The 25,835-nt window shown below is 38.0% G+C and carries 22 protein-coding genes; 19 read left to right on the top strand and 3 right to left on the bottom strand.

Annotation, left to right across the window (positions count from 1 at the left end):
• Positions 1-13 precede the first annotated feature (13 nt).
• From ISU02_RS15370 to tsaD, 5 genes are all read left to right on the top strand, one after another.
• Positions 14-1,171, top strand: coding sequence for an amidohydrolase (locus ISU02_RS15370; RefSeq protein ID WP_194702723.1), 1,158 nt, complete (start codon positions 14-16; stop codon positions 1,169-1,171).
• A 258-nt stretch (positions 1,172-1,429) separates the two neighbouring features.
• Positions 1,430-1,924 (top strand): tRNA (adenosine(37)-N6)-threonylcarbamoyltransferase complex ATPase subunit type 1 TsaE, encoded by a 495-nt coding sequence (gene tsaE / locus ISU02_RS15365; RefSeq protein ID WP_194702722.1) that lies wholly within the window; start codon positions 1,430-1,432, stop codon positions 1,922-1,924.
• Positions 1,921-2,637, top strand: coding sequence for a tRNA (adenosine(37)-N6)-threonylcarbamoyltransferase complex dimerization subunit type 1 TsaB (gene tsaB / locus ISU02_RS15360; protein ID WP_194702721.1), 717 nt, complete (start codon positions 1,921-1,923; stop codon positions 2,635-2,637). The genes tsaE and tsaB overlap by 4 nt, the downstream gene beginning before the upstream one ends.
• A complete protein-coding gene (gene rimI / locus ISU02_RS15355; protein WP_194702720.1) occupies positions 2,627-3,112 on the top strand; it encodes a ribosomal protein S18-alanine N-acetyltransferase in 486 nt (161 codons plus the stop codon). Before tsaB ends, rimI begins: the two co-directional genes overlap by 11 nt.
• A complete protein-coding gene (tsaD, locus tag ISU02_RS15350; RefSeq protein ID WP_194702719.1) occupies positions 3,105-4,136 on the top strand; it encodes a tRNA (adenosine(37)-N6)-threonylcarbamoyltransferase complex transferase subunit TsaD in 1,032 nt (343 codons plus the stop codon). The genes rimI and tsaD overlap by 8 nt, the downstream gene beginning before the upstream one ends.
• Before the next feature lie 471 nt (positions 4,137-4,607).
• Here tsaD and ISU02_RS15345 read toward each other — a convergent pair whose 3' ends face one another.
• Both ISU02_RS15345 and abc-f read right to left on the bottom strand, forming a co-directional pair.
• A complete protein-coding gene (locus ISU02_RS15345) occupies positions 4,608-4,838 on the bottom strand; it encodes an acyl carrier protein (RefSeq protein ID WP_194702718.1) in 231 nt (76 codons plus the stop codon).
• A 163-nt stretch (positions 4,839-5,001) separates the two neighbouring features.
• Positions 5,002-6,915 carry a ribosomal protection-like ABC-F family protein gene (gene abc-f / locus ISU02_RS15340; RefSeq protein ID WP_194702717.1) on the bottom strand — a complete coding sequence of 638 codons (1,914 nt, stop codon included), beginning with the start codon at positions 6,913-6,915 and terminating at the stop codon, positions 5,002-5,004.
• A gap of 199 nt (positions 6,916-7,114) precedes the next feature.
• Between abc-f and ISU02_RS15335 the strand changes: the two genes are divergently transcribed.
• From ISU02_RS15335 to ISU02_RS15325, 3 genes are all read left to right on the top strand, one after another.
• Positions 7,115-7,738: a redox-sensing transcriptional repressor Rex gene (locus ISU02_RS15335; protein WP_194702716.1), complete on the top strand. Its 624-nt coding sequence runs from the start codon at positions 7,115-7,117 to the stop codon at positions 7,736-7,738.
• 211 nt (positions 7,739-7,949) lie between these two features.
• On the top strand, positions 7,950-9,128 hold the full coding sequence (locus tag ISU02_RS15330; RefSeq protein WP_194702715.1) for an acetyl-CoA C-acetyltransferase: 1,179 nt from the start codon (positions 7,950-7,952) through the stop codon (positions 9,126-9,128).
• A 55-nt stretch (positions 9,129-9,183) separates the two neighbouring features.
• Positions 9,184-9,651: a MarR family winged helix-turn-helix transcriptional regulator gene (locus ISU02_RS15325; RefSeq protein ID WP_194702714.1), complete on the top strand. Its 468-nt coding sequence runs from the start codon at positions 9,184-9,186 to the stop codon at positions 9,649-9,651.
• Between the two features lie 184 nt (positions 9,652-9,835).
• On the opposite strand, the gene ISU02_RS15320 is transcribed toward ISU02_RS15325, so the two are convergent.
• A complete protein-coding gene (locus ISU02_RS15320) occupies positions 9,836-10,000 on the bottom strand; it encodes a DUF362 domain-containing protein (RefSeq protein WP_194702713.1) in 165 nt (54 codons plus the stop codon).
• Between the two features lie 462 nt (positions 10,001-10,462).
• Here ISU02_RS15320 and gdhA point away from each other — a divergent pair, with 462 nt between their 5' ends.
• The 11 genes from gdhA to ISU02_RS15265 all read left to right on the top strand — a co-directional run bounded on the left by gdhA (position 10,463) and on the right by ISU02_RS15265 (position 25,798).
• On the top strand, positions 10,463-11,806 hold the full coding sequence (gene gdhA, locus ISU02_RS15315; RefSeq protein ID WP_194702712.1) for an NADP-specific glutamate dehydrogenase: 1,344 nt from the start codon (positions 10,463-10,465) through the stop codon (positions 11,804-11,806).
• A gap of 370 nt (positions 11,807-12,176) precedes the next feature.
• Positions 12,177-13,178 (top strand): hypothetical protein, encoded by a 1,002-nt coding sequence (locus ISU02_RS15310; protein WP_194702711.1) that lies wholly within the window; start codon positions 12,177-12,179, stop codon positions 13,176-13,178.
• A gap of 65 nt (positions 13,179-13,243) precedes the next feature.
• The gene (locus ISU02_RS15305; protein WP_194702710.1) at positions 13,244-14,884 is read left to right on the top strand and encodes a helix-turn-helix domain-containing protein; all 1,641 of its coding nucleotides are present in this window, start codon (positions 13,244-13,246) and stop codon (positions 14,882-14,884) included.
• Between the two features lie 10 nt (positions 14,885-14,894).
• On the top strand, positions 14,895-16,583 hold the full coding sequence (locus tag ISU02_RS15300; protein ID WP_194702709.1) for a LytS/YhcK type 5TM receptor domain-containing protein: 1,689 nt from the start codon (positions 14,895-14,897) through the stop codon (positions 16,581-16,583).
• Positions 16,584-16,612: 29 nt separating this feature from the next.
• Entirely contained in the window at positions 16,613-17,374 is a 762-nt protein-coding gene (locus tag ISU02_RS15295; protein ID WP_194702708.1) for a LytR/AlgR family response regulator transcription factor, read from the top strand.
• Positions 17,375-17,421: 47 nt separating this feature from the next.
• A complete protein-coding gene (locus ISU02_RS15290) occupies positions 17,422-18,609 on the top strand; it encodes an HD-GYP domain-containing protein (protein ID WP_194702707.1) in 1,188 nt (395 codons plus the stop codon).
• A gap of 78 nt (positions 18,610-18,687) precedes the next feature.
• Positions 18,688-20,490 carry an ABC transporter ATP-binding protein gene (locus ISU02_RS15285; RefSeq protein ID WP_194702706.1) on the top strand — a complete coding sequence of 601 codons (1,803 nt, stop codon included), beginning with the start codon at positions 18,688-18,690 and terminating at the stop codon, positions 20,488-20,490.
• 18 nt (positions 20,491-20,508) lie between these two features.
• Complete coding sequence (locus ISU02_RS15280; RefSeq protein WP_194702705.1) at positions 20,509-21,180, top strand: response regulator transcription factor; 672 nt, start codon at positions 20,509-20,511, stop codon at positions 21,178-21,180.
• Positions 21,181-22,269 (top strand): sensor histidine kinase, encoded by a 1,089-nt coding sequence (locus tag ISU02_RS15275; protein ID WP_194702704.1) that lies wholly within the window; start codon positions 21,181-21,183, stop codon positions 22,267-22,269.
• 296 nt (positions 22,270-22,565) lie between these two features.
• Positions 22,566-25,118, top strand: coding sequence for an HD domain-containing phosphohydrolase (locus tag ISU02_RS15270; RefSeq protein WP_194702703.1), 2,553 nt, complete (start codon positions 22,566-22,568; stop codon positions 25,116-25,118).
• A gap of 17 nt (positions 25,119-25,135) precedes the next feature.
• Positions 25,136-25,798, top strand: coding sequence for a B3/B4 domain-containing protein (locus ISU02_RS15265; protein ID WP_194702702.1), 663 nt, complete (start codon positions 25,136-25,138; stop codon positions 25,796-25,798).
• Positions 25,799-25,835: the final 37 nt, after the last annotated feature.

Genomic DNA, 25,835 nt, shown 5'->3' with positions numbered 1-25,835 from the left:
AGGGGGTAAGACAATGTTGTTTATCAAAAATGCTGAAATATACACTATGGCTGGTGAAATTATTGCTGATGGGTGTATTCTTATTGAAGCAGGTAAAATCAAAGAAATCGGTGTCGATCTAGTGGCGCCATTGGATGCAACTGTAGTGGATGCCAGTGGCAAAAAAGTGTTTCCGGGCTTTATAGATGCTCATTGCCACATTGGTATGTGGGAAGAAGGCATTGGATTTGAAGGTGCTGATGGCAATGAAATGACAGATCCTGTAACACCTCATCTGAGAGCAATTGACTCAATTAATCCAAGAGATGAGGCTTTTGAAAATGCCATTAAAGGCGGTGTTACTACAGCAGCGACAGGCCCTGGAAGTGCAAATGTCATTGGAGGTACTTTTGCAGTGGTTAAACTGCATGGTGATCGCATAGATGACATGGTAGTGAATCCCTCGGTTGCCATGAAATGTGCCTTTGGTGAGAATCCTAAGCGCGTTTATGCAGAAAAAAAGGTCACGCCAACTACTCGAATGGGAACAGCAGCAAAACTTAGGGAAACTTTAGCAAAAGCAGTTGAATACGATAAAAAAATCAAATTTGCAGGAGATGATGTTTCTAAAATGCCTGCGTATGATATGAAACTTGAAGCCATGTTGCCTGTGGTTAGAGGTGAAATACCGCTTAAAGCACATGCACATAGAGCTGATGACATCTTTACGTCTATTCGAATTGCAAAAGAATTTGGTGTGAAACTCACATTAGAACATTGTACAGAGGGTCACTTAATTGCCGATCATCTTGCAAAAGAAGGTTATTTTGCAACTATTGGACCTTCATTGGGTAGCAAGTCTAAATTTGAACTCAACAATAAGACATTTGACACGCCAAGAGCAATGGTTGAAGCTGGGTGTAAAATTGCGATTATGACAGATTCGCCAGTTATACCGCTTGAATACCTTCCAATGTGTGCTGGATTGGCGCATAAAGCAGGCCTTGACGAGATGGAAGCACTTAAATGTATTACGGTTAACCCCGCAGAAGTACTGGGCGTACAGGATCGTATAGGGAGCTTAGAGGCTGGTAAAGATGCGGATATCGTCATTTGGGACCGTCATCCTTTCGACCTACAAGCTAAAGTTGAAATGACCATTGTAAATGGTGAAATCGTTTACCAAAAATAGTGTGTTGTCACTAATAATAAAGAGGGCAATGCCTAGTCTTATGCCGCTCGCCGGTCCTCGTGCCTGCGGAGCGACCTTCATAAGACTTTAGGCATTGCCCTCTCTGCGTATAACGACATGGTGGGGACTGGAATAAGTATTTCTGTGTTTCCCTCTCTGTATAAAGTATATGTATGGACTCATGTTGCCTCTTGCCAGAATTCTTGTAAAAGCCCCTCAATTGGTATAAAATAAATGAAGCAAGGAGGACGTGCGTGCATGCAATTAGAGCTTAATATAGATCATATAGAAGAAACGGAAAAAATAGCAAAGGCATTTTCGGAGACGTTGGGACGTGGAGACATCCTCTGTCTTCAAGGAGATTTGGGCGCAGGGAAGACCACATTTACACAATTTCTATGCCGCTCTTTAGGGGTTGAAGAATATGTGACAAGCCCAACCTTTAACATTATGAATGCCTATGAAGGCATGGTTCCCATATACCACTTTGATGTTTACAGAATATCTGAACCCGATGAAATGTATGAAATAGGATTTGAAGAATACCTGTATGGCAGGGGTATTTGCATAGTGGAATGGGCAAATTTAGTCGATGAATTGATTCCTGATCGAGCGATTTGGATGACCATTTTACTGAATTTAGAGGGGACAAGAGATATTAAAGTGGAAGGCAGTGAGCCCTTTATTTTTAAATTAAAAGAGCATCTCGATAAAATAGAGAACCGTTTAGAAAGAAAGGATCAGACTTTATGAAAACAATGATTGTAGATACGGCATCCAGTGCAGCCAGTGTTGCCCTATTTGATCACAAGACACTTATTGGCGAATTTTTACTCAATACGCCCAATACGCATTCTCAAAAATTGATGCCACTGGTTGAGTCCATTTTGGAAATGCTTCATCTCAAAATTAGAGATTTGGATCTGATCATTGCATGTGAAGGACCAGGATCGTTCACAGGAGTTCGTATTGGGCTCAGCACGGTTAAAGCATTTGCTCAGCCTTATAATATCCCACTTATAACTGAAACGAGCTTGACGATGCTTGCAGCGCCTTTTAAGTACTATAATGGGATCATCGTGCCAATTATTGATGCCAAGAGAGGTGAAGTGTATTTTGGAGAAATGGAGTGGCAAGAGGGGCAGTTTATAAAACATAGGGAAGATGTGGAAGCCCTAAGTGAATTGCTTGAAAGACTGATGCAATCATATCCGAAGAAACCCATTTTACTTGTGGGGGATGCGACTGAAATCTATAAAGAAATTATTGATAGTCACATGCAAAATCATCCTGAAATGAATGTACAACTGGCGGATGAAAATGAAAACATTCCTAAAGCATCTCATCTAGGCTTTTTAATTGGAACGGATAGAGCACATTTAACGTATCACGATGTGAAAGCAAATTATATGAGGAAATCTCAGGCCGAAAGGGATTTGAATGCGAGGCGGTCCAATGCGTTTTAATAATATTAAATCTATAAATTCAGATATCCTAGAAGTCAGGCGCATGACACTGGATGATGTGGAAAGCGTCTATGAGATCGAAACACTTTCGTTCAAATCACCTTGGTCTAAAGATGCCTTTTTCAATGAGGTGAATCAAAATCAATTGGCGGTTTATTTTGTTGTGACTCTTAATGAAGAAATTATTGGTTATGCTGGCATGTGGACTGTTGTGGATGAACTCCATGTGACCAACGTGGCCATAGCACCTGATAAGAGAGGCATGGGCTTTTCCAGTAGGCTCATGGAGAAACTCTTTGAGTTTGCTGTGGAGAATAAGTTTGCAAGCATGACACTCGAAGTTAGAACGACAAATAAGGTTGCCATCAATCTGTACGAAAAATATGGCTTTAAAAGCTTGGGCATACGCAAAGGTTACTATCAAGATACCAATGAAGATGCGTTGATTATGTGGAAGGAGTTTAATTATGAATAAGCGACTGATAACACTTGCAATTGAAACGAGTTGCGACGAAACTTCTTGTGCGATATTATCAGCTGGCAGAACAATACTTGCAAATGAGATATACACACAGATTGAAATTCACAAAGCCTTTGGTGGCGTAGTGCCTGAAGTGGCTTCAAGAAATCATCTTGAGAAGATCTCTTGGATTATTGACGACAGTTTAAAAACAGCAGGTATTGGGTTTGAAGAGGTGGACCACATTGCTGTGACATATGGTCCCGGACTTGTTGGCGCGCTTCTCGTTGGTCTATCCAGTGCAAAAGCTCTGGCATATGCACTGGAAATACCCTTTGTTCCCGTCAACCATATTGAGGGTCATATTGCAGCAAATTATATTGCCCATCCAGAACTTGAACCCCCTTTTGTATGTTTAGTGGTTTCGGGAGGACATACGCATCTTGTGGAGGTCAAGGACTATACCACCTTTGAAGTCATTGGGAAGACGAGAGATGACGCTGCTGGTGAGGCATTCGATAAAGTGGCGAGAACACTTGGACTTGGATACCCAGGGGGACCTCTCATCGATCAAATTGCAAAATCAGGTAATCCATATGCGATTGATTTTCCCAAGGCAATGTTGGACCAAGAAAACTTGGATTTCAGTTTTAGTGGTCTCAAATCAGCCGTTTTAAATTATATCAATAGCTGCAAAATGAAAAAAATAGAAATTAACATACCCGATGTATGTGCGAGTTTTCAAGAAGCGGTTGTTCATATTCTATGCCATAAAGCAATGGATGCAATTGAACAATCAGGGCACAAAAAGATGGTTCTAGCAGGTGGTGTTGCAGCGAACACCGCTTTAAGAGAAACATTGAGTATAAAATGTAATGAAAAAGGGGTTGGTTTTTATTATCCACCTTTGGCACTTTGCACAGATAATGCTGCTATGATTGGTTGTGCAGGTTATTATAATTTCAGAGCAGGCTACCTTGGAGACATGTCTGTAAATGCAATTCCAAATTTAAGAATAGGCACTAAAATGGGACTTTAGTCCCATTTACTTTTTTGCGTTAAATTTGAGCTCAAACTGCAGAACATAATATTATGTAAATCGATTATGCGTTCGAGAGATTATGTTTTGATTTTAATACAATTGTGGATAAAACTGTGGACAGTGTGGACTAATAGTGATTTTAAGTATTCTAAAACGCATAGGGTGTGGGTAAAAATGTGGAAAACTGTGGATAACAAGTACTATATGTGCATAACATTTGAGTTTAATTGGAAAATAACCGTATAATGGAAAAAATAAAAAAAAGAAACGGTTTACATAACATAGATGAAGTTAACCAAAAATTATCTAATAATTTTGAATTCTTGAGCATGAAATTAAAAAAAGCACTCATTCAAAATCAAATCCATCAGAAGTCCCTTATAGGGATACTCTGGCCAATTTGATTGAGAACAGTGCTATTATTAGATGTTTATTAAATGCAATCTATACGATCCGAGTCCTTTTATACTATTCGAGACCTTCACCACTTAAATAAGTGATAATGTCATTTATAGATGTAAAAGACTCAGCAACCTCATCTGGAATTTCCACTTCAAATTCATCTTCAATAGCCATGATGATTTCAACAGCATCAATGGAATCAATATCCATACTTTCAAATGTTGTGTCGGGCTTAATTTCACTTGGATCAATAACGCTCAATTGCTCAATAATAATCGATTTTATTTTTTTAAACATAGTAACCTCCTAAAATTGCGTACTAACATGAATGATGAATATCTCTAACAACATATAAACATTATCATAAATAATGCCACGTGTATTCAATTTTTATTATAAAGAAAAATTTGCATTTGTCCATATCAAATTTAGTTATATTTACCTAGGACGCTTGGACGGTTTATAATTTTTCCAATAATGATTCAAGTTCAATATAGCTCTGTTCGATTTCAGTTTCAATTTGATGGATTTCCTTTTGAACGGACATGGCTTTCTCAGGAACTGAAAAAACAGCTTCTTCGCAAAGAGCCATTTGCAGATCGTGCAGTTTTTCTTCAAGTGCATGGATTTGATCTTCTGTATTTTGAATGGCATTTTTATGCGCTTTAATTTGTTGACGTTTTTCTTTTTCTTTCTTTTGCAATTCTTTTTGTTTGGTCTTAGTCAGTTCGGGTTCTATAGAATCGGACACGTTTTGTTGTTCGTCTTCAACAGTTTTTTGAACATAGTAGTCATAATTGCCCCAGAAGACATGAATCCCTGAATCGGTCAATTCAAAAATTTTAGTACAAATTTTATTGAGGAAATAGCGGTCATGGGAGATCGTCAAGATGGTACCATCATAATTTAAAAGGGCTTCTTCTAAAGTTTCCTTAGCGAGAATATCCAAGTGGTTAGTCGGTTCATCCAAATAGAGAAAATTCGAAGTTGAAAGCATGAGCTTCAACAGGGATACACGACTTTTTTCGCCACCGCTGAGCTGGTGAACCCTTTTCTCATAGTCATCACCTTTAAAGAGAAAAGCACCTAAAAGACTTCGAACTTCAGTCAATGAGAGTTCAGGATTTTCATCGTGAATCTCTTCTAAAATGGTGTGCTCCAATGTTAAATTTTTAAGCTCTTGATCATAATAACCGGGTTCTATCTGGTGACCGTATAGAATATCGCCCTGATCTTTGGCGGTCTCTTCCAGGAGCACTTTAAACAAGGTGGTTTTGCCGACGCCATTAGGGCCAATGAGACCAATTTTTTCACCTCTGTAGATTTCAAAAGAAAGGTCGCTAAATATCTTTTTAGGGCCATATGACTTAGAAAGATTTTTGACTCGTAACACATCCTTGCCACTTTTTACGCCAGCTTTTAAATCGATTTTAAAGTGTTCTTTAAAGAGTGTGGGCTTATTGAGAAGTTCAACATGGTCAAGTCTCTTTTCCCTTGATTTTGCACGCTTTGCAAGTTTTTCAGTACCTCTGTCCTTGAATTTACGGATAAGTTCTTCTTGCTTTTTAAGTTCCTTTTGCTGTTGTTCATAATGAGAGAGAGAAGCCTCATAAATTGCATTTTTCTGCTTGATAAACTGGCTATAGTTACCGGTGTATGTCGTCAGCTCATGTGCTTCAATCTCATAAACTTTTGTGATAACTTGATCTAAAAAATAACGATCATGCGAAATGAGGATAATGGTGCCATTGTATTCTTTGAGATAGCCCTCAAGCCATTTAATAGCATCAATATCCAAGTGATTTGTGGGTTCATCAAGTAATAGAATATCAGGTTGTTTTAAGAGGAGTCTTGCAACGCCAACCCTTGATTTTTGACCACCGCTCAACTGACTAATTGATTTTTTGTGATCCGCTTCTTCAAAACCTAGTCCGTTGAGGATGCCACGGATCTTACTCGAAATGGCATAACCATTGGCGTGATCAAAAGCTTCCTGAAGTTTGGCGTATTCATCCAAATATAGTTTAGATGAAGATTCATCGGATTGTGCTAAGCGCTGTTCCAATGATCTCATCTTGTTTTCTATTTCAAATATATCACTAAAAACTTCTTCGCAGTAATCAAATGCAGAGATATCTAAATCTATCGCCGTATTTTGTTCAAGATAACCGACGGTAGTGTCTTTAGCAATGAAGATTTCACCACTGTCTTTTGACGTCACACCCATGAGAATTTTCATCAGAGTTGTTTTGCCAGCACCATTGATGCCAATGAGTCCAATTTTGTCTCCAGTATTGACAGTAAAAGAAATTTCATCTAAAATGCAGTCTATACCATAATATTTTGTAATGTTTGTGCACGATAATGCAATCATTTTTTTTCCTTTCCAAATTTATTGACAACTGTATTATACCTTATTTAAATAAAGATATAAATTCCTTGTTATTTATTTGACATTGTTTTTCATTAGATGGTATAATTTCCGTAACGGAAACGAAGTGCTTTTGTTGGAAAATATTATCTAATAATTGCAAGTTTAAAAAATAAGAAACTCAGTTTAAGGGGTGTGAGAAATGAAGGACAGAAATATTTCCTTAGCGGTTATCAGGCGCTTACCTAAATATCACCGTTATTTAAAAGAATTATTGGACAATGACATTAAGAGAATTTCCTCTAAGGAGCTGAGTAAAATTATAGGCTTTACAGCTTCTCAGATCAGACAGGATTTAAACAACTTCGGTGGATTTGGACAACAGGGCTATGGCTACAATGTAGAAGATCTCTATAATGAAATCGGAAAAATTTTAGGGCTTACTAGAAATTACAATACGGTTATTGTCGGTGCGGGGAATTTAGGGCAGGCTCTTGCCAACTATTCAAGCTTTGATCGTCTAGGCTTTAATCTGAAGGGGATGTTTGATATCAACCCCAAGATCATAGGACTTACGATCAATGACGTTAAAGTAATAGACATGGACAGTTTTGAAACTTTTGTCAATGATAACAATGTAGAAATCGTCTATATTTGTACCAACAGAGATGGTGCTCAAGATGTTGCAGATCGAATTCAAAAGACAAATATTAAAGCGATTTGGAACTTTGCTCCAATTGACTTAAAAGTACGAGAAGACATCATTGTTGAAAACGTTCATCTAATTGATAATTTACTGACGCTATCCTATTTTTTAAAAGAATAATCTTAAAAGAATAATTTTAAAAGCAGGGCGTTTACTTAGAATTTTTTGTGATGGCATATGCATTTTCTTGCCAATATGTTTACAAATGGATTATTAAAAAAATAAATTGAAAAAAATGCTGAAAAAGTAATGGGACAAGGATGACCTTGTCTCTTTTTTTTGGTAGAATGATTCTAGGGATTGTCACACAAAAAATAGGGAGGTTTAAAACATGAAAGAAATTGTAATTGTGAGTGCTGTTAGAACAGCAGTGGGTTCCTTTGGAGGAGCTCTTAAAAATGTCCATCCAGCAGATTTGGGTGCAGTAGTGATCAAGGGTGCTCTAGAGAAAGTTGGACTTGAGCCATCAAAAGTAGATGAAGTACTCCTTGGATCAGTATTACAATCAAGTCACGGACAGGGCATTGCAAGACAAGCTTGGATAAAAAATGGTTATCCGGTGGAAGTGCCATGTACAACTGTAAATATGATCTGTGGTTCTGGGCTTAAAACAGTCTCAATGGCAGTTCAATCGATTATTGCAGGCGATAATGATATTGTCGTTGCAGGTGGTACTGAGAACATGAGTATGGCACCATATGCACTTAAAAACACGCGTTGGGGACAACGTATGGGCAATGGCGAAACTTGCGACGTCATGGTGAATGACGGCTTGTGGGATGCATTCAACAATTATCACATGGGTGTTACTGCAGAAAATGTTGCTGAAAAATGGGGCATTACGAGAGAAGCGCAAGATGAATTTGCTTTTACTTCTCAAAAAAGAGCAGCGGCAGCAAGAGCAAATGGAAAATTCAAGGATGAGATCATTCCTGTAATGATTCCTCAGAGAAAAGGTGATCCAATTTGTTTTGATCAAGACGAGTACATCAAGGAGACATCACTAGAAAAATTAGCTAAACTGAGACCAGCTTTCAAAAAAGATGGTGGTACAGTTACAGCTGGAAATGCTTCTGGTATCAATGATGGTGCATCCGCTGTAATTGTCATGAGCAAAGAAAAAGCAGACGAACTCGGCCTTAAGCCGCTTTGTACAATCGTGTCTCATGCCTCAGCAGGAGTAGATCCTTCTATTATGGGTGTTGGACCAATTCCAGCGACTCAAAAGGCACTTAAAAAAGCGAATTTAACTGTTGCCGACTTAGATGTGATTGAAGCGAATGAAGCTTTTGCAGCACAAGCATTGGCAGTGGTTCAAGAGCTTGGTTTGGATACAAATAAAGTAAATGTAAATGGTGGTGCTATTGCAATAGGACATCCAATCGGTGCTTCTGGCAATAGAATCTTTGTTACTTTGATCCATGAAATGTTAAAACAAGATGCTAAATATGGATTGGCAACACTCTGTATCGGTGGCGGTATGGGTGAAGCTGTTATCGTTAAGAGATAATAGACTGTAAAGCTCTAAGACTGTTTAGATTGGAGCTTGGTCCAAAGGATGATATATGGCAAATTATACAAGAGAAATTTCGCATATGATGGATCGGATGCTTATTAAGATTATGTCTCAAGATAAAAAAGGGTTTTATCCATCCAAACTGATTCATAGGCTCAGCTTATTGGATATACTTCTGATTAAAACAGTGGGTGAATCAAGCATAATTCAAATTAACGCTGTTGTTAAAACCTTGGAACTGGATCGCAATTTGATCAATATTTCCATTAAAAAACTTGGGCGCATGAAACTTGTTGAAAAGAGACAAGGTGAGCAAGATAAGCGTGAAAAGTGGATAGAACTGACTGAGTCAGGAGCGCATATTTATCAGGCGATACTAAGTGCACAACTTTCAGAAATGGAGTTTGTCTTAAATGATATCACCATAAATGAAGAGAAGACCGTCTTGAAATTTTTAAGTAAAATTGTTCAATATCATACGGATAAATATGATCTCAATAAATCTTCAATAGACTAAGAATAGCATTTGAGCCATCTCCGATGTCACAAAACGATTTTCGCTGATGCTGTTTGAGGTTGAACATCCCTCAGCACAGATTTTGGCTCAAATCTTGTTGTTTTAATAAAAAGACCTGTTCATCACAAATGTGATAGGACAGGTCTCTTTTTAGTAGATCACTATCGATTTTATTGAGTCGATATTACTCAGCTTGAGGTGCATCAACTGGGCAAACATTTGCACATGCACCACAATCTATACATTCTGCGCTAATAACGTAAATGCTATCACCAGCAGAAATTGCGTTTACTGGGCATTCTGGTTCACAAGCGCCACAAGAAATACATGAATCATTGATTACATACATTGGAAGTACCTCCTCATTATATTTAACTTAATGTTCAAGTCATGTCATCATTATAATACTCAAAAAAACCATTGAACAACAAAAAAAATAGAAAAAATAGCAAAAAACATCAAAGTATATTGATAATCATTATTAATAACGAAAGATAAATCCGCCTGCAAAATGCATTTCATGGTATAGAATAAATGTGAAATTAGGATTGAAATTCAGTGTTAATTTCTAGGTGAAATTTTGTCCCGCAGGGCGGTATTTCGATCCCCGAAATTATACAGAAAAATTCATAACTGTTGCAAAAAATTTATAGTTTTATGTTTAATTTTAGTTTACACTATCAGAGGGATATGTTAAAATTTACTCGTTAGGACGATTAACAAAATTTTAACAAACTTTAAGGGCAAGAAAAATTTGGTTGATAACAACCACGAGGGAAATCCTCAAATCATTTTAAAGGAGATGTTTGAAATGAAGTATATTGAAGAGGTATTTGAACAAGTTAAGGCTAGAAATGCCAACGAACCAGAATTTTTACAAGCAGTAGAAGAGGTTTTCAAATCTTTAGAACCCGTTTTAGCAAAACATCCTGAGTATATTGAAGCGAATCTTTTAGCAAGATTTGCAGAGCCTGAAAGACAAATCACTTTCAGAGTGCCTTGGGTTGACGATGCAGGTAAACTCCATGTGAATAGAGGCTTTAGAGTTCAATTCAACGGTGCAATTGGACCTTACAAAGGTGGTTTGAGATTCCATAAATCGGTATACATCGGGATCATTAAATTCTTAGGTTTTGAGCAAATTTTGAAAAACTCTTTAACGGGTCTACCAATCGGTGGCGGTAAAGGTGGTTCGGACTTCGATCCAAATGGTAAATCTGATGCTGAAATTATGAGATTTTGCCAAAGCTTCATGACTGAATTATATAGACATATTGGACCAGACGTAGACGTTCCAGCTGGGGATATCGGTGTAGGCGGAAGAGAAATCGGATTCCTATATGGTCAATACAGAAGAATCAAAGGCGTTTTCGAAAATGGCGTTTTAACAGGTAAGGGATTATCTTATGGTGGATCATTGATCAGACCAGAGGCAACTGGTTTCGGTGTGACTTACTTTACAAGAGAAATGTTAAAAGCTAAAGGTGAAACTTTCGAAGGCAAAACAGTTGCATTATCAGGATTTGGTAACGTTACTTGGGGTACAGCGACTAAAGTGACTGAATTAGGTGGCAAAGTCATCACTATTTCAGGTCCAGATGGATACATCTTAGATGAAGCGGGTATCGCTGGTGAAAAAATCGAGTACTTGTTAGAGCTTAGATCAAGCGGAAAAGATATCGTGGCACCGTATGCAGATAAATTCGCAGGTTCTAAATTCTTCCCAGGTGAAAGACCTTGGGGCGTAAAAGCAGACATCGTGATTCCATGTGCAACACAAAATGAAATCAGATTAGAGCATGCAGAGCAAATCGTAGCGAACGGCGTTAAATTCCTTTGCGAAGCATCTAATATGCCATGTACAAACGAAGCGGTTGACTATTTATTAGAAAAAGGTGTAACTGTTGGACCGGCTAAAGCTGCTAATGCAGGTGGTGTAGCGACTTCAGCACTTGAAATGAGCCAAAACTCAATGAGATTATCATGGACAGAAGCAGAAGTTGATGCTAAATTAGATCAAATTATGACAAACATCCACAAAAACTGTGTGGATGCTGCTGAAACTTATGGCTTTGGTTACAACTTAGTGGCTGGTGCGAATATTGCAGGTTTCGCTAAAGTTGCTGAAGCTATGATGGCTCAAGGAAATTACTAAGCCATATTGCCTTAAAGTAAAAATATATATCATTTAATAATGACGCTGTAAACGCATTTCAAATTCGTTTACAGCGTTTTTTTAGTTATAGACCATCTGTAAAGCATCCGTTACCTTTCAAAATCTAGAAATGGAAAAATTCAACTTAAACAACACCAATGCTTCCAAGCAATCGAAGGTGTAAGGCACAATTATGAGGCTTTATTGAAATTAGTTTCAATAAAGTTTATGATATGAGTATATATAAACGATGACAAAACCATACTGAGCACGAATCGATAACGCATAAGGATCATAAAAAAACATGGATAAAGGCGTAACAATAGCAGTAATAAAAATAAACGGGCAATTAAAGTGAGGAGGTCATTAAATGCATGAGAAAAAATTGAGAGCATACTATTCAAAACGAGGCATAAGTGAGACGGATACGGATTTGGCTGTAGATGCAGTAAAAGCTCTTGAAACCTATTTGACATCTAAAAAGATGTCTTTTGAAACTGCCAAGCTCGATGCGATACGTGTGTATATCGATTCTATGGTATCGCTTGAAATAAGCACACCAGAGGATTTATTGGCAATGGCAAGATATTTCTACATCGAAGGCCACAATGAGATCTATATATACTTCACGTCATTGCTGGGAGGTATTGGTGTTATAGAGCATATCAATGACCGTTTGATTGACAGAGCAGGCCCTTACATGGCGCATCAAATTATGGGATCTGTTCAGAAACCTAGAATTGGATCTGAACCTAAAGCTTACCCTAGCTATACGGGGAAGTTAATGAATGCCCTTGAAAATCAGCTGCCCATCAAAACCGTACAGGAAGTTTTAGCTGGCAACAATCACGGTATTTCAAAGACAGCCTATCTAAAAGAAAAGGAGATCTATGAATCCTTTGATAATATGGATTTATATCTTGCAGATCTACAAAAACGAAAAATTGAAGAGCTTCAAGAGCATTGTGATGAAAACAAGGTGTGGTATGAGCAAAAAATCACTCAAGAAGTCGTGGATTTTGCTGCGAAGAATCAGGAGATTATGTCAGCAGTTCGTGAGGGTAACATCCTGTATTCAACTAAAATTCCTTACAATCCTGAAAAATATTTAGAGACAGAGGACTCACTTTTAAAACGGTATTATGCTTGTCACTGTCCATTTGCCCGTGAATCCATTTTGAGTGGTGAAGCAATATCTGAAAATTGGTGTTATTGCAGTGGCGGCTTTGCGAAATTTCCATATGAAGTTATTCTCGACAGGCCATTACGTGTTGAGCTTTTAGAATCCGTTCTCAAAGGCGATTCAACTTGTAGATTTGCCATCTATTTAGAGGATTCTAATTGTGAAAATAATACAACGAAAAAACTGTAGGTTGCATAAAAGTCGGGTTTTGATATAATTATATTATTAAAAACTTCTAAATTGGGGGGATGTTCTTGAATAACGAATCAACAGTGCTTTTGAATGAAGTGCTTGCACTTGAACTCTTTAGAACTTCTAAAATGATCACATCTATTGATCCACAATACAAACCGGTAACATCCGTCAATGTGATGCTAGATAGAGAAATCTTGAGTTGGATTGAACAAGATGGGCAAATTATTTTGATTACAGGCCAAATTTTTGAGAAGATGGCATCGAGTGAACAAATTGAATTGTTTACTGAAATTGCTGCCAAAAATGTGAGTGCAGTCTTTGTCAAAATCACGCCTTATATTGAGGCGCTGCCAAGAGCAGTTGTGGAGGTTTGTAATAAACTTGAGTTGCCTGTGATTGACTTGGATTATCATGTTTCATTCACTGAAATATTTTCTGTGGTCTACAACTTGATGTTTAAAAAGCAAACGAGTGTACTTCAGCGTGTGGAGAATTTACACAAGGATACCATGAATGTAGTGGTGAGTGGAGGCAATATTGAAGACATCTTGAAAAGTATTCAGAAGACAATTACTTCTCCTGTTTTCGTGAGAGATTATTATTTTGAAGATACCTATTTTCTTAAGTCTACATTTGAAAATGACTATGCAATTTTATATGAGAATATTGAAGGCATACAATTGGATGGGAAAAGTCCAAAAGTGATTTGGGATAAAATTGTCTATAAAGAGCAAGAAATTGAAAGATTGATCATTCCAATTTTCGTTAAAAATCAAGTTCATGGACATATTGTAACCTATGGCAAAGAGCGTGTTATTTCAAACTATGATAAATTGGGGCTTGAAACAGCTTCCAATATTATTGCACTTGAGTTTTTAAAGAAAATTTCCGTACAGGAAGTTGAAAACAAGTATAAAATTGAATTTTTTGATGATTTGATCTCATTTGATGAAGTCAGACGCAATAAAGCGGTAGAACGTGCGGCCAACTTTAGATTTTCCGAAAATGCCAATTTCATTATTTTGGATATTGATGTCCTCAGTAAGAATACCGCTGATGAAACTGAGAAGTATTTAAAGGCGGCCTATTTAGTTGAATTGATCTGCAAGGATATGGGGAGAGCTTACATGATCTTGAATAAAAGCGATCACATCTATATTCTGATCATGTTTAAAGAGGGCGAAACCATACAGGTCGTTAAGCGTTACACGAAGTATATTTATGAAATATTAAAGTCAAAGATGAAAAAATATCAGACCAAAGTAGGTGTTGGACGGATTTATAAAGGCATCATAAATGTTCATAAAAGTTTGGAAGATGCTTCTAAAGCACTTGAAGCCGCAGTACGCTATATAGACGAAGATGTGGTCTACTTTGAGGAAATGGGTATTTATAAAATTTTATCTCAAACAAGTCTCAAAAGTGAGTTGGAGATTTTCTATAAGGATACTTTAGAAGAACTTGTGGTATATGATTTGAGAAAAGATACAGAACTTGTAAAAACACTTGAAGTTTATTTTGAATGCAATGGCAACTTAAAGAAAATGTCTGAGACATTATTTACACATTACAATACAATTTTGTATAGACTGAGTAGAATTCAAGATATTATAGGGATGAGCATTGATAAAGAAGAGGATCGCTATGCGATTCAAACCGCATTAAAAGTGCACAAGATTTTTAAAAATACCACAAAATAGAGGCGAACGTATGTTAGAACTTTTAATTCAGTTGGTGTATCGTGTTGGATTGATCATCATGATTGGGCTTGTTTTTTCAAGGACGCGTGCTTTCAAAAATATTATCGCAAAAAAAGAAATGACGATTCCAGAAAAAATTACGATGGGTATTATTTTTGCGCTTCTCAGTATCGTGGGGACTTATTCAGGGATAAAATATCAAGGCGCAATTGTGAATACAAGAGTGATTGGTGTTGCAGTTGGCGGTCTGTTGGGCGGACCATTAGTGGGATTGATAGCAGGCATCCTTGCAGGCGGTCATAGATTTTTGATCGACATAGGGGGATTTACAGCACTTGCTTGTGGGATTTCAACCTGTACGGAGGGCATAGTGGCTGGTGCTTTGAGTAAGCGATTCAGAGCGTCATCATATAAGATTCCGTATGCACTTGTGGTGGGCGTACTCTTAGAATCACTTCAGATGTTGATTTTGATCCTAGTTGCCAAACCCTTTGAAGATGCTATGGACCTCATGTTAGTCATTAGTTTTCCAATGATATTAGTCAACTCTTGCGGGATTGCACTCTTTGTGAGTATTATTAGCAACATTCAATCATTAAGTGGTATTCAAGCAAAATATCGTGCAAGACAGGCGCTTCTGCTTGCAGATAAAACCACTCAGTCTTTGAGAGAAGGATTGAACAGGGAGTCCGCTAAATTAACTGCAAGACAAATCTTGAGTGCGACGGATTTTGAGGCCATTGCCATTACCAATACAACAGAGGTTTTGGCACATGTGGGTGCTGCAAGTGATCATCATAAAGTTGGGATGACCATTATGACTCAATTGACTAAAATTGTTTTAAAATCAGGAGAAGTCAAAGTAGCACAAAATAAGGAAACCATTGGTTGTCCCAATAGAAAGTGCCACCTGAGTTCAGCAGTCATTGTGCCAATTTGGGAAGGTGACGTCATCAAGGGGACTTTAAAATTTTATAGGACAAAAGATGTCATTTCCGATTTGGATATTGAAATTGCAAAGGGGCTCTCGAACATTCTTTCAACACAGCTTTGGATTACGGATTTGGAAAGACAGTCCAAACTTGCGCTCAATGCAGAAATCAAAGCATTACAAGCGCAAATCAATCCTCACTTCCTCTTTAACAGTTTGAACGTGGTGATTTCATTGATCAGGACAGATCCACAAAAGGCACGAGAAGTGCTCTTGGATTTAAGTGAATTCTTTAGGAAGAATATGCAATCGCTGAAAGGGGAAATTGCCATTCGGGATGAATTGGTACATGTTGAAAAATATATCAGCGTTTGCAAAGCGCGGTTTGGAGAGAAGATTCAAGTGCAGTATGAAATTAGTGTGGATCAATCTACGAGAATATTGCCGCTCTTAATCCAACCTATTGTGGAAAATGCAGTATTACATGGCATCTTGCAGAAGCCAGAAGGTGGCAATATTAAAGTTCTAATCCATAATTTCACAAATGCGGACCAAGAAGCGTTCGTGAAGATCCAAGTGCTTGATGATGGGGTTGGCATTGGAAAAGAAAAGTTGAATACGATATTAAGTGGTGAACTCTCAGAATCCATCGGATTTGTAAATGTCATGCAAAGAATAGAAAAGCATTACGGTCCAAAAGGTGCGTTTAAAATAGACAGTCAAGTGGGACAAGGCACTTGTGTAAGCATTACGTTTCCAGTTGAATAGGTGTGTTTTTGAGTAAAGGGGGATTGAAAATGAGATGTGCTATTGTCGATGATGAGATGCCTGCAGTGGATGAACTTTCTTATTTGATTTCAAAGTATCCAGGGCTCGAAGTAGTTGCTACTTATAATGATGGTTTGTCTTTTGTTGGTTCAATGGGTCAAAATGAATACGATGCTGTATTTTTAGACATCGATATGCCTCAGGTATCGGGGATACTTGTGGCAGATTATATTTTAAAAAACAATATTCCAACTCGAATTGTTTTTGTAACGGCATACGAAGCTTATGCCATAAAAGCGTTTGAGTTTAATGCGGTGGATTATTTGTTAAAGCCGGTTTCAGAAAAACGCTTTGAAAACACAGTTCGCAGACTGATAGCATCTGAATGTGATGAAATGACTGAATCGGCAGCAACGAGCACAGATCATGTTAAAGATGCCGTTCAGAGCATTAAAAAACATTTAAAAGTGATGTCTTTTTACAGCAACGGCGTTTTAAAGCCCGTAAAATACAGTGAGATTGCTTGTATTTTCTTCGAAGATAGGACCACTCATTTTATAACAGTAAAGGGCAAGTATACTTGTAAGAAAACGCTCTCTGAAATTGAAGACATTCTTTACAGTAATTTTTTTAGGTGCCATAGGGCTTATATTATCAATTTGGATTATGTAGATACGATAGAGCCTTGGTTTAATAATACTTATATGGTGAAGCTTAGAGGTTTTGATCTTCAAATTCCAGTGAGTCGAAGTAATGTAAACCAATTTAAAGAAAAAATGCACATCCTATAATATAAATGAAAATAGATTGGGTATATATGAGCCAAGGATGTGGTCATATGGAAACTGAAAGATTTGAACAAAGTCTTAGAGATGATAATGAAGAGAGACTTATGCGCTTGCTGCCATTTATACTGGGCGCTTCTTTCTTGATGTTGTTGGTTTCATTTTGGATTGATGACTTGTTGGAAGTCAAATGGATCAACGGTTTCCTCTTTACATATTGCTTGATAGCCTTTTTGGGGATTCAGCTGGGCGTGGTTGAAAGAGAAGAAAAACGGATACGATTATTTCAAAATATGACGGTATGTTGCCTCTTGATTTGGGGGACACTGATGATGGGATATAAACCGGAAAGTGTTATCTCCTATTTTGATTTTGTCATTGTGTTTGTAGTAACCGGTGCTGTCATTCAAATGAAATGGCAATACTGGTTGATCTACTTTGTAGTTGATTTTTGCGGTCTGATCTTTATGACCCCTTTTTTGAAGCGCGTTGATGAAAATATAATTGTAATCCTAGTGTCCGTAAGTATTTTTTATGCGATGATTCTATATATGAATTATCTGTTCTATAATCAATCGATGTCGAATTATCGCATTAACTGTAAACTATACGAGCATCAGCAAGAACTTGAAAAAAAGGTCAATGAAAAAACAGAGGCGCTTTTAAATTCTGAGAGATCTATGGTGAAAGAAGTTGCTCTACTGCTGGCAACAGTCTTGGAATATTACGATGAGTACACGAAGGGACATTCTGAGAGTGTGGCACTGATCGCCGTAAGCTTGGCTAAAGCGTTGGGGTTTGACCTTGCACGTCAAAATGAAATCTATTGGGCAGGGCTCATCCATGATATTGGGAAGATTCACATTAATAAAGAACTACTGAACAAACCTGCTCGATTAAATAGGGAAGAATATGAAATCATCAAGGGCCATACCAATCATGGATATGAAATGACGAAAAATGCGGAGACGCTTAAGGAAATCGCCATTATTATCAAGCATCATCATGAAAAATTTGATGGCACAGGCTACCCAAATGGATTAAAGGGAGATGAAATCCCGTTGGCATCTCAAATTATTGCCATTGCAGATGCTTGGGATGTCATGAGATCAGACAGAACTTATCGGAGAGCCTTGACACTTGAAAATGCAAGGCTTGAATTAATAAAAAACAGTGGCACTCAGTTTTCGCCTCAGCTTGTCGCTGTGTTTTTGGATTTGGAGTGTGCAAGACCCGATTAAAATGGCATGATGTGAGTTCATATTCAGTTCATATAGAGCCTCTATGATACACATGAAACGATGTGAAAGGAGAACTATATGAAAAAACGAGATGAAAATGAAATTAAAAAGGGCAGCTGGAAGCTACTCTTTAAAATGATGAAGGAAACAAAACCACCAATGGTTGTATTTACCATTGCTGTGGTGATGAGTATCACTAAAACACTCGCAAGTTTGGTGGTGCCGCTATTTACAAAAAACTTGGTCAATAGCTTTTCGGTGGCCAATATAACAAACGTTCAAATTGCAATGCTGGTAAGTATGTTTATAATACAAGCACTGGCTGGTGGACTATCCATTTATATGCTGAACTATGTAGGGCAAAAAATTGTTGCGGGTATAAGGGATAAACTCTGGAGAAAACTGCTGAAATTGCCTGTTGAATACTATGATGCAAATGAAACGGGTGAAACCATTAGCCGAATGACGAATGACACGATGATTGTGAAGAATCTGATCACCGAGTACTCGACGAGTTTCTTTAACGGCATTATTTCTATTGTTGGCTCAATGGTGATTTTGTTGGTTTTGGACTGGGAAATGACATTAACCATGCTTGTTGCGGTACCACTTGTATTGCTGGTTGTTGTGCCGCTTGGGCGACAAATTCATAAAATTTCTAAAGCGACTCAGGATGAAACGGCTTCTTTTACGGCTATTTTAAGTCAGGTGTTATCTGAAATAAGATTGGTTAAAGCTTCAAGTGCGGAGAAAAATGAATATGAAAAAGGTGCTTTGGGCATCTCTAATTTAATGTCATTTGGACTTAAGGAATCTAAAATACAAGCTTTGATTTCACCCTTAATGTCACTTGTAATGATGGCAATACTTGTCCTCATCATAGGTTATGGTGGCATGCGTGTTTCTTCAGGGGCATTAACAGCAGGCGATTTAGTTGCGTTTATACTGTATTTGATTCAAGTTATTATACCACTAGGACAAGTGACGACATTTTTTACGCAACTACAAAAGACACTGGGTGCAACAGAACGTATTATGCATACTTTTGAATTTGAGGAAGAGGATCATAATGCGGGTCTTGCACTTGGCGGCGATCAATTCCCAATTGTACTTGAAAATGTGACATTTGGTTACAAGCCAGAAGAAATGATCCTAGAAGACATCAACATTGTGGCAGAGTCAGGTGAAATCACTGCAATTGTCGGGCCTAGTGGCAGCGGTAAAACCACGCTATTCTCTTTAATTGAAAGATTTTATCAGCCGCAGGTTGGGACGATCAAATTAGGGCATGTGGATTCAACCACTGTGAATCTGAAGTCGTGGAGACGCAAAATTGGCTATGTTTCTCAAGAGAGTCCTTTAATCTCTGGGACGATCAGAGAAAATATATGTTATGGTCTCGACGAGCCAATATCAGATGAAGCGTTAAATGAAGCGGTAAAAATGGCTTATGCAGATGAGTTTATCCAAGCGCTTCCAGAAGGATTTGAAACTCAGGTGGGAGAAAGAGGTGTCAAATTATCTGGAGGACAAAGACAGCGTATTGCAATTGCCAGAGCATTGCTCAGAAAACCTCAAATTCTTTTGCTGGATGAGGCAACTTCGAGTTTAGATAGTCATTCAGAAGTTGTGGTACAAAAAGCACTCAACAATTTAATGTATGGCAGAACAACGCTGGTGATTGCACATAGAATGTCTACAATTGTGGATGCTTCAAAGATTATTTTCATAGATAAAGGTCGTGTTACAGGTTGCGGGACACATGAAAAACTCTTGGCGACACATGCTCTATACAGAAAGTTTGCAACGCAGCAGTTGAGATTGAATCAACAGACACTGGAGTCGATACCATTGATGTTGGAGGATTCGCTGGTAAGTTAAGAGGAAAGGAATCGCAGAATGACAAAGATAATGATTGTGGATGATGATCCTAATATAAGAATCCTAGTGAGAAATTTTCTTGAAAGGGAAGGTTTTGACATTGTGGAGGCTACAGATGGTGAGGCGGCGCTTTTAAAGAGTGAATCGATTAAAGTCGATCTCTATATTTTAGATATAATGATGCCGAAGATGAATGGATGGGAACTCTGCGAGACTTTAAAATCGGTTTCAGATGTGCCAATACTCATGTTGACGGCCATGGGTGAAACGATGCAAAAGATCAAGGGATTTGAATTGGGCACAGATGACTATTTGGTCAAGCCATTTGAACCCTTAGAACTTGTAATGCGTGTGAAAGCACTTTTAAAGCGCTATCGAATTTCTGTATCGCAAACGGTTCAGTTGGGGGAACTAGAGTTAAATGCAACTACTTTTGAAGCGACTTTTCAAGGTGAAAAAATGACGTTGCCCATGAAGGAATTTGAACTTCTATTTATGCTGGGAAGCTATGTTGGTAAAACGCTTTCAAGAGATCAACTCATTGAACAAATATGGGGTTATGATTATGAAGGTGATGAGCGCACAGTGGATGTCCATATTAAACGATTAAGAGAGCGGTTTGATGTAGTCAAATCCGGATTCAAGATCACGACGATTAGAGGCTTAGGTTATCGGCTGGAGGTGATATAAATGGATGATCCCACCATACATGAGCAGGAGCAACATCTCCACAATAGAAAGGTACTCTTCTTGAGAACTTGTATACTTCTAATTTTTCTGGGAATATTCTGGGCATTGGCTTATTTTATAACAGACTTTCTATTTGAAATGTATCATGTGCATTTACAGGGCGTTTGGATACAAGTGATCAACAGCATATTAGGCATTTTTCTATTTTGGTTTACGGCTATCGCATATCATGGGTTAAATGCAAAAGAAAGAAAAAAGAAGCGCGTGGATGTCTTTAAGCCGTTTACGGAAGCACTTGAACAAATTGCAAAAGGGAACTATAAAGTCAGTATTGATGTCGGAGAGCAACATCCATATAGAGAACTTGCCCAAAATGTGAATGAAATGGCAGAAGGCCTTGAAAAGCTGGAGAAAATGCGACAGGCATTTATTGCAGATGTCTCACATGAAATTCAATCACCATTGACATCCATCAACGGATTTGCTCAAGTGCTTCAAAGGGATGTTCTAAGCCGTGAAGAATCATTGCATTATCTTAAAATTATTGAAAGTGAAAGCAAGAGATTATCTAAACTAAGTGATAACTTACTTAAATTGGCTTCTTTGGATTCTGAGCAGCATCCTTTTAATTCAAAGCGCTATCGATTAGACAAGCAATTGAGACGCGTGATCCTGTCGAGTGAACCACAATGGCTGGCAAAATCGATTGCACTTAACATGGATTTAGAGACAACCTATTGGACGGCAGATGAGGCCTTAATGGATCAAGTGTGGTTGAATCTTCTCAGTAACAGCATAAAATTCACTCCTGAAAACGGTAAGATTGAGATACAAATTCAAGTGTCTGAATCTGCGGTTTCAGTTCATGTAAGAGACAATGGAATTGGTTTAGAACCGATAGAGGTTGAACATATTTTCGAACGGTTCTATAAAGCAGATGCGTCCAGAGATCGAAAATCAGAAGGCAACGGTCTCGGATTGGCCATTGTACTGAAAATTGTTGAGATGCATGGGGGCAAGATAGATGTCCAAAGCGAAGTCAACAAAGGGACTGAGTTTATAGTGACCCTACCTATGACATTGGCATAGGGAACGCGCAAGCAATTGAATAAGCAATTGAACAAGCAATGGAGCAACAAATAGAGGAACTCATTAGGGCGTTAAGTCAATTAAGCAATGGATTAAGGACTCTAGTAAAAATAATAATAACCTATAAAGAGGTCTCAATCACAGCCATCTTAAGAATGCTGTGGTTGAGACCTTTTTTATTGGAATTAACATTATTATCCTTATGTATTTCGTTGTAAAGTATAGTACATATATGATAAGATAAATATTGTAAGATCTTAATAATTTTATATATAGAACGACAGAGAGGCAATGGTATGAATCGTATTATTAGAGGTATTAACTTTATATATGTCCTTTTATTGCTCTTAGTACTTGTGTTTGTAAATTTGCAATTTAAAGATGCAGGTGTTGTTCTTTCAGAGGAAGTTAAGCGAAATGCGATGCTCTCTGTGGATATTATGGATCATCAAGTCAATGAATGGATCGTCGAAAATGAAAAAGTGTTGTTTACAGCAAGTGACTACATAAAGGCGAATTTAACAGATTCTGAGCTTATTTTAGAAATGTTAGAAGATAAGCTTGATAAGCATGATCTTTTTTCGTCAATGTATTATGGTACAATGGATAACAAATTGATAAGCACAAGCAGTTTTATACCACCGTCAAACTTTGATCTGAGAGAGACACCTTGGTATGAAGAAGCTGCAAAAGCAGAGCATATAGTGATAACAGATCCTTTTCTAAATGCAATAAAGAATTCTTGGATCGTTACAATAGCTGTTCCTGTTTATGATGATTTTGGGCATTTAAAAGGTGTTGTTGCAGGCGATATTATGTTGGAAAGACTAAAAAGTGTGCTGGATGACTCCGAAAAGTTTGGTCAAAGTGTTACCTATTTGTTAAGCGCTAAGGGCGAAAAGATGTTTGGCATTGACTCGTTTGAACAGTCTCAAGATACTTTGGGTTTGATGAAGAATTGGTATGATACACGCGAAGACAGAGTTAAATCCTATGGCATGTTAGAAGAACAGGTTGGCAAGGTCAAAGGATATTTTCATTATCACGAGTTCACCGATCTTGGATGGATACTGATGTCTTTCTCACCGATAAATAACTACAGCGATAGCTTGACAAGACTTCAATTTTTTTCTTTAATGCTCAGCGCTGCAATCATAGGAACTTTTGTAATCCTTATTTTTATTTTGAGAACGGTTATTACAAAACCGCTCTTTGAGTTTGAGCAGCAAGTGGAGAACATCGATCTTGAAAGAGAGACCAATCAACAGATTGTGTTGTCTTCGAATCAAGCGCTTGGGAAACTGTCGAGTAAGATCAATATTATGCTTCAAAAATTCTTTGAACAAGTCAATGCGCTCAATGATGATAGAGATGAACTGATGGCGCTTAACGAAGAGCTAGAAGCAACTTATAGCCAGCTCGTGGCAACTGAACAAGAAGTTACAAGACAAAAACAAAACTTCGAAGCACTCTTCAGAAATGCGCAAGATGCAATTGTAATGTTCGACCAAGATCATCAAGTTTTAGAAATCAACGAGTCCTTTGAAAAATTATTTGGGTATAACATCAATGAAATTGTGGGTATGGATTTGGACGTGATTTTGTCAGATGGCGTCTATAGAAGAGAAGCAGAAACCTTGACTAAAAAAGTCTTTGGCGGTGAAATGGTTAGATTTGAATCCGTGAGATATGGTAAAAATAAGACGCCGCATCATGTGAGTATTCAGGGCGTACCTATGACACATCAAGGCGTTATGATTGGTGGCTACGGCGTCTATGCCGATATATCCGAGCGCAAGAGAAGAGAGGCAAATCTAGCTTATATCAGTACACATGATGATTTGACAACGCTTTACAACAGAGCTTATTTTGAGAAAAAGATCACTGAACTCAAAAAGGCAGAGCATTTGCCACTGGGCATCATCATGATGGATGTGAATGGATTAAAATTGATCAATGATGCATTTGGGCATCGAGCTGGGGACCATTTATTAAATGAAATTGCGATGCAAGTAAAGGATATTTGTAATCACGGTGAGATTATTGCGCGGATGGGTGGCGATGAGTTCTCCGTGTTAGTGACAAACAGCACTCACGAGATGTTGGAACATTTGACGGATGAGATATTGACGCGTTGTAATCAGATCAAAGTGGATGAAGTGTCCATATCGGTTTCGTTGGGACATGCTCAGCTGGTGACGCTCAACGATTCCATTGCAGATGTCTTTAAGACGGCAGAAGACTACTTAAACAAACGCAAACTTACGGAAGGTCCTAGCGTGCGTGGAAAAGCCATTTACACCATTGTAAATACTTTACACGAGAAGAACAAGAGAGAAGAACAGCACAGTATGCGTGTTAGCGAACTCAGCTATGAACTTGGAAAAGCGTTGAAATTATCAGATCGAGAGGTTAACGAACTCAAAACAATTGGTTTATTGCACGATGTAGGTAAAATCGCCATCGATGAAAAAATTTTAAATAAAGAAGGCCGCTTAACAGCAGAAGAGTATTCAGAAATGCAAAAGCATCCAGAAATTGGATACCGGATTCTGAGTGCCGTGAATGAGATGAGTGAAATTGCGGAACACGTGCTTGCACATCATGAGAGCTTCGATGGGAAAGGTTATCCCAAAGGGCTTAAGGGAGAAGAAATTCCCTATCTAGCGCGTATCATCACTGTGGTAGATGCTTTTGATGCGATGACAAGTGATCGGACTTATAGGAAGGCGATGACCTATGAAGAAGCTTATGTGGAGCTCAGACGTGTTTCTGGGATTCAATTTGATCCCAATATTGTGGAGACCTTTATTGAATACCTTGAAAATATTCGAAAAAAGCTGAATTAAAATAGAGGAGTACAGTTATGATGGATATCAAAATAGATTCAGATCTCAAGGCTATATTACCTGAGATTCGTCTGGGCGTTTTAGTTTGCGATGTCGTTGTTACTGAGAGCTCTGAATTGCTCAGATTAGAGATGCATTCTGAGTTTCAGACCTTCAGAGACAAAGTGACGACAGCGGATATTAGCAAGCTCGCCAATGTGTTTAAAGCCAGATCATGCTACCGTGCTTTAGGTAAAGATCCAACTAAGTATAGGGTTTCCAGTGAAAAATTAATGCGCAGAATCACAAGAGGTGAAGGCGTTGACTTTATCAATAACATTGTCGATTTATCCAATCTGGTCTCTGTGAAGTCCATGAATTCCGTGGGCACCTATGATTATGATCAAATTAAGGGTTCAGTCCTCTTCACAAGGGGTCGGTCAGGGGAGACCTATCTCAATATAGGTGGACAGGAGATGAATCTGGAAAACCTGTTGATCTTAAAGGATACTCAAAAACCATTTGGATCAACAACGGCAGATTCTAAGAGAACCTCTGTCAATGAGACCACTCAAAAGATTGTGATGAACATCATTTCCCTAGATGCATCAGACCCTTTAGAGGATCACTTGGATTATGCAGAACAATTATTGATCCAATATGGAGCAAGTCAACGGATTGAAAAAAGAATCGTGAAATGAATTGGCTTTGCCATTATAAAAAGGCGCCCACTGGATC

Origin of the sequence: Fusibacter ferrireducens, from assembly GCF_015352425.1 — a bacterium.
Lineage (GTDB): Bacteria > Bacillota > Clostridia > Peptostreptococcales > Acidaminobacteraceae > Fusibacter_A > Fusibacter_A ferrireducens.
The sequence above is the reverse complement of the archived record's forward strand: the minus strand, read 5'-3'. Positions and strand labels throughout refer to the sequence as shown.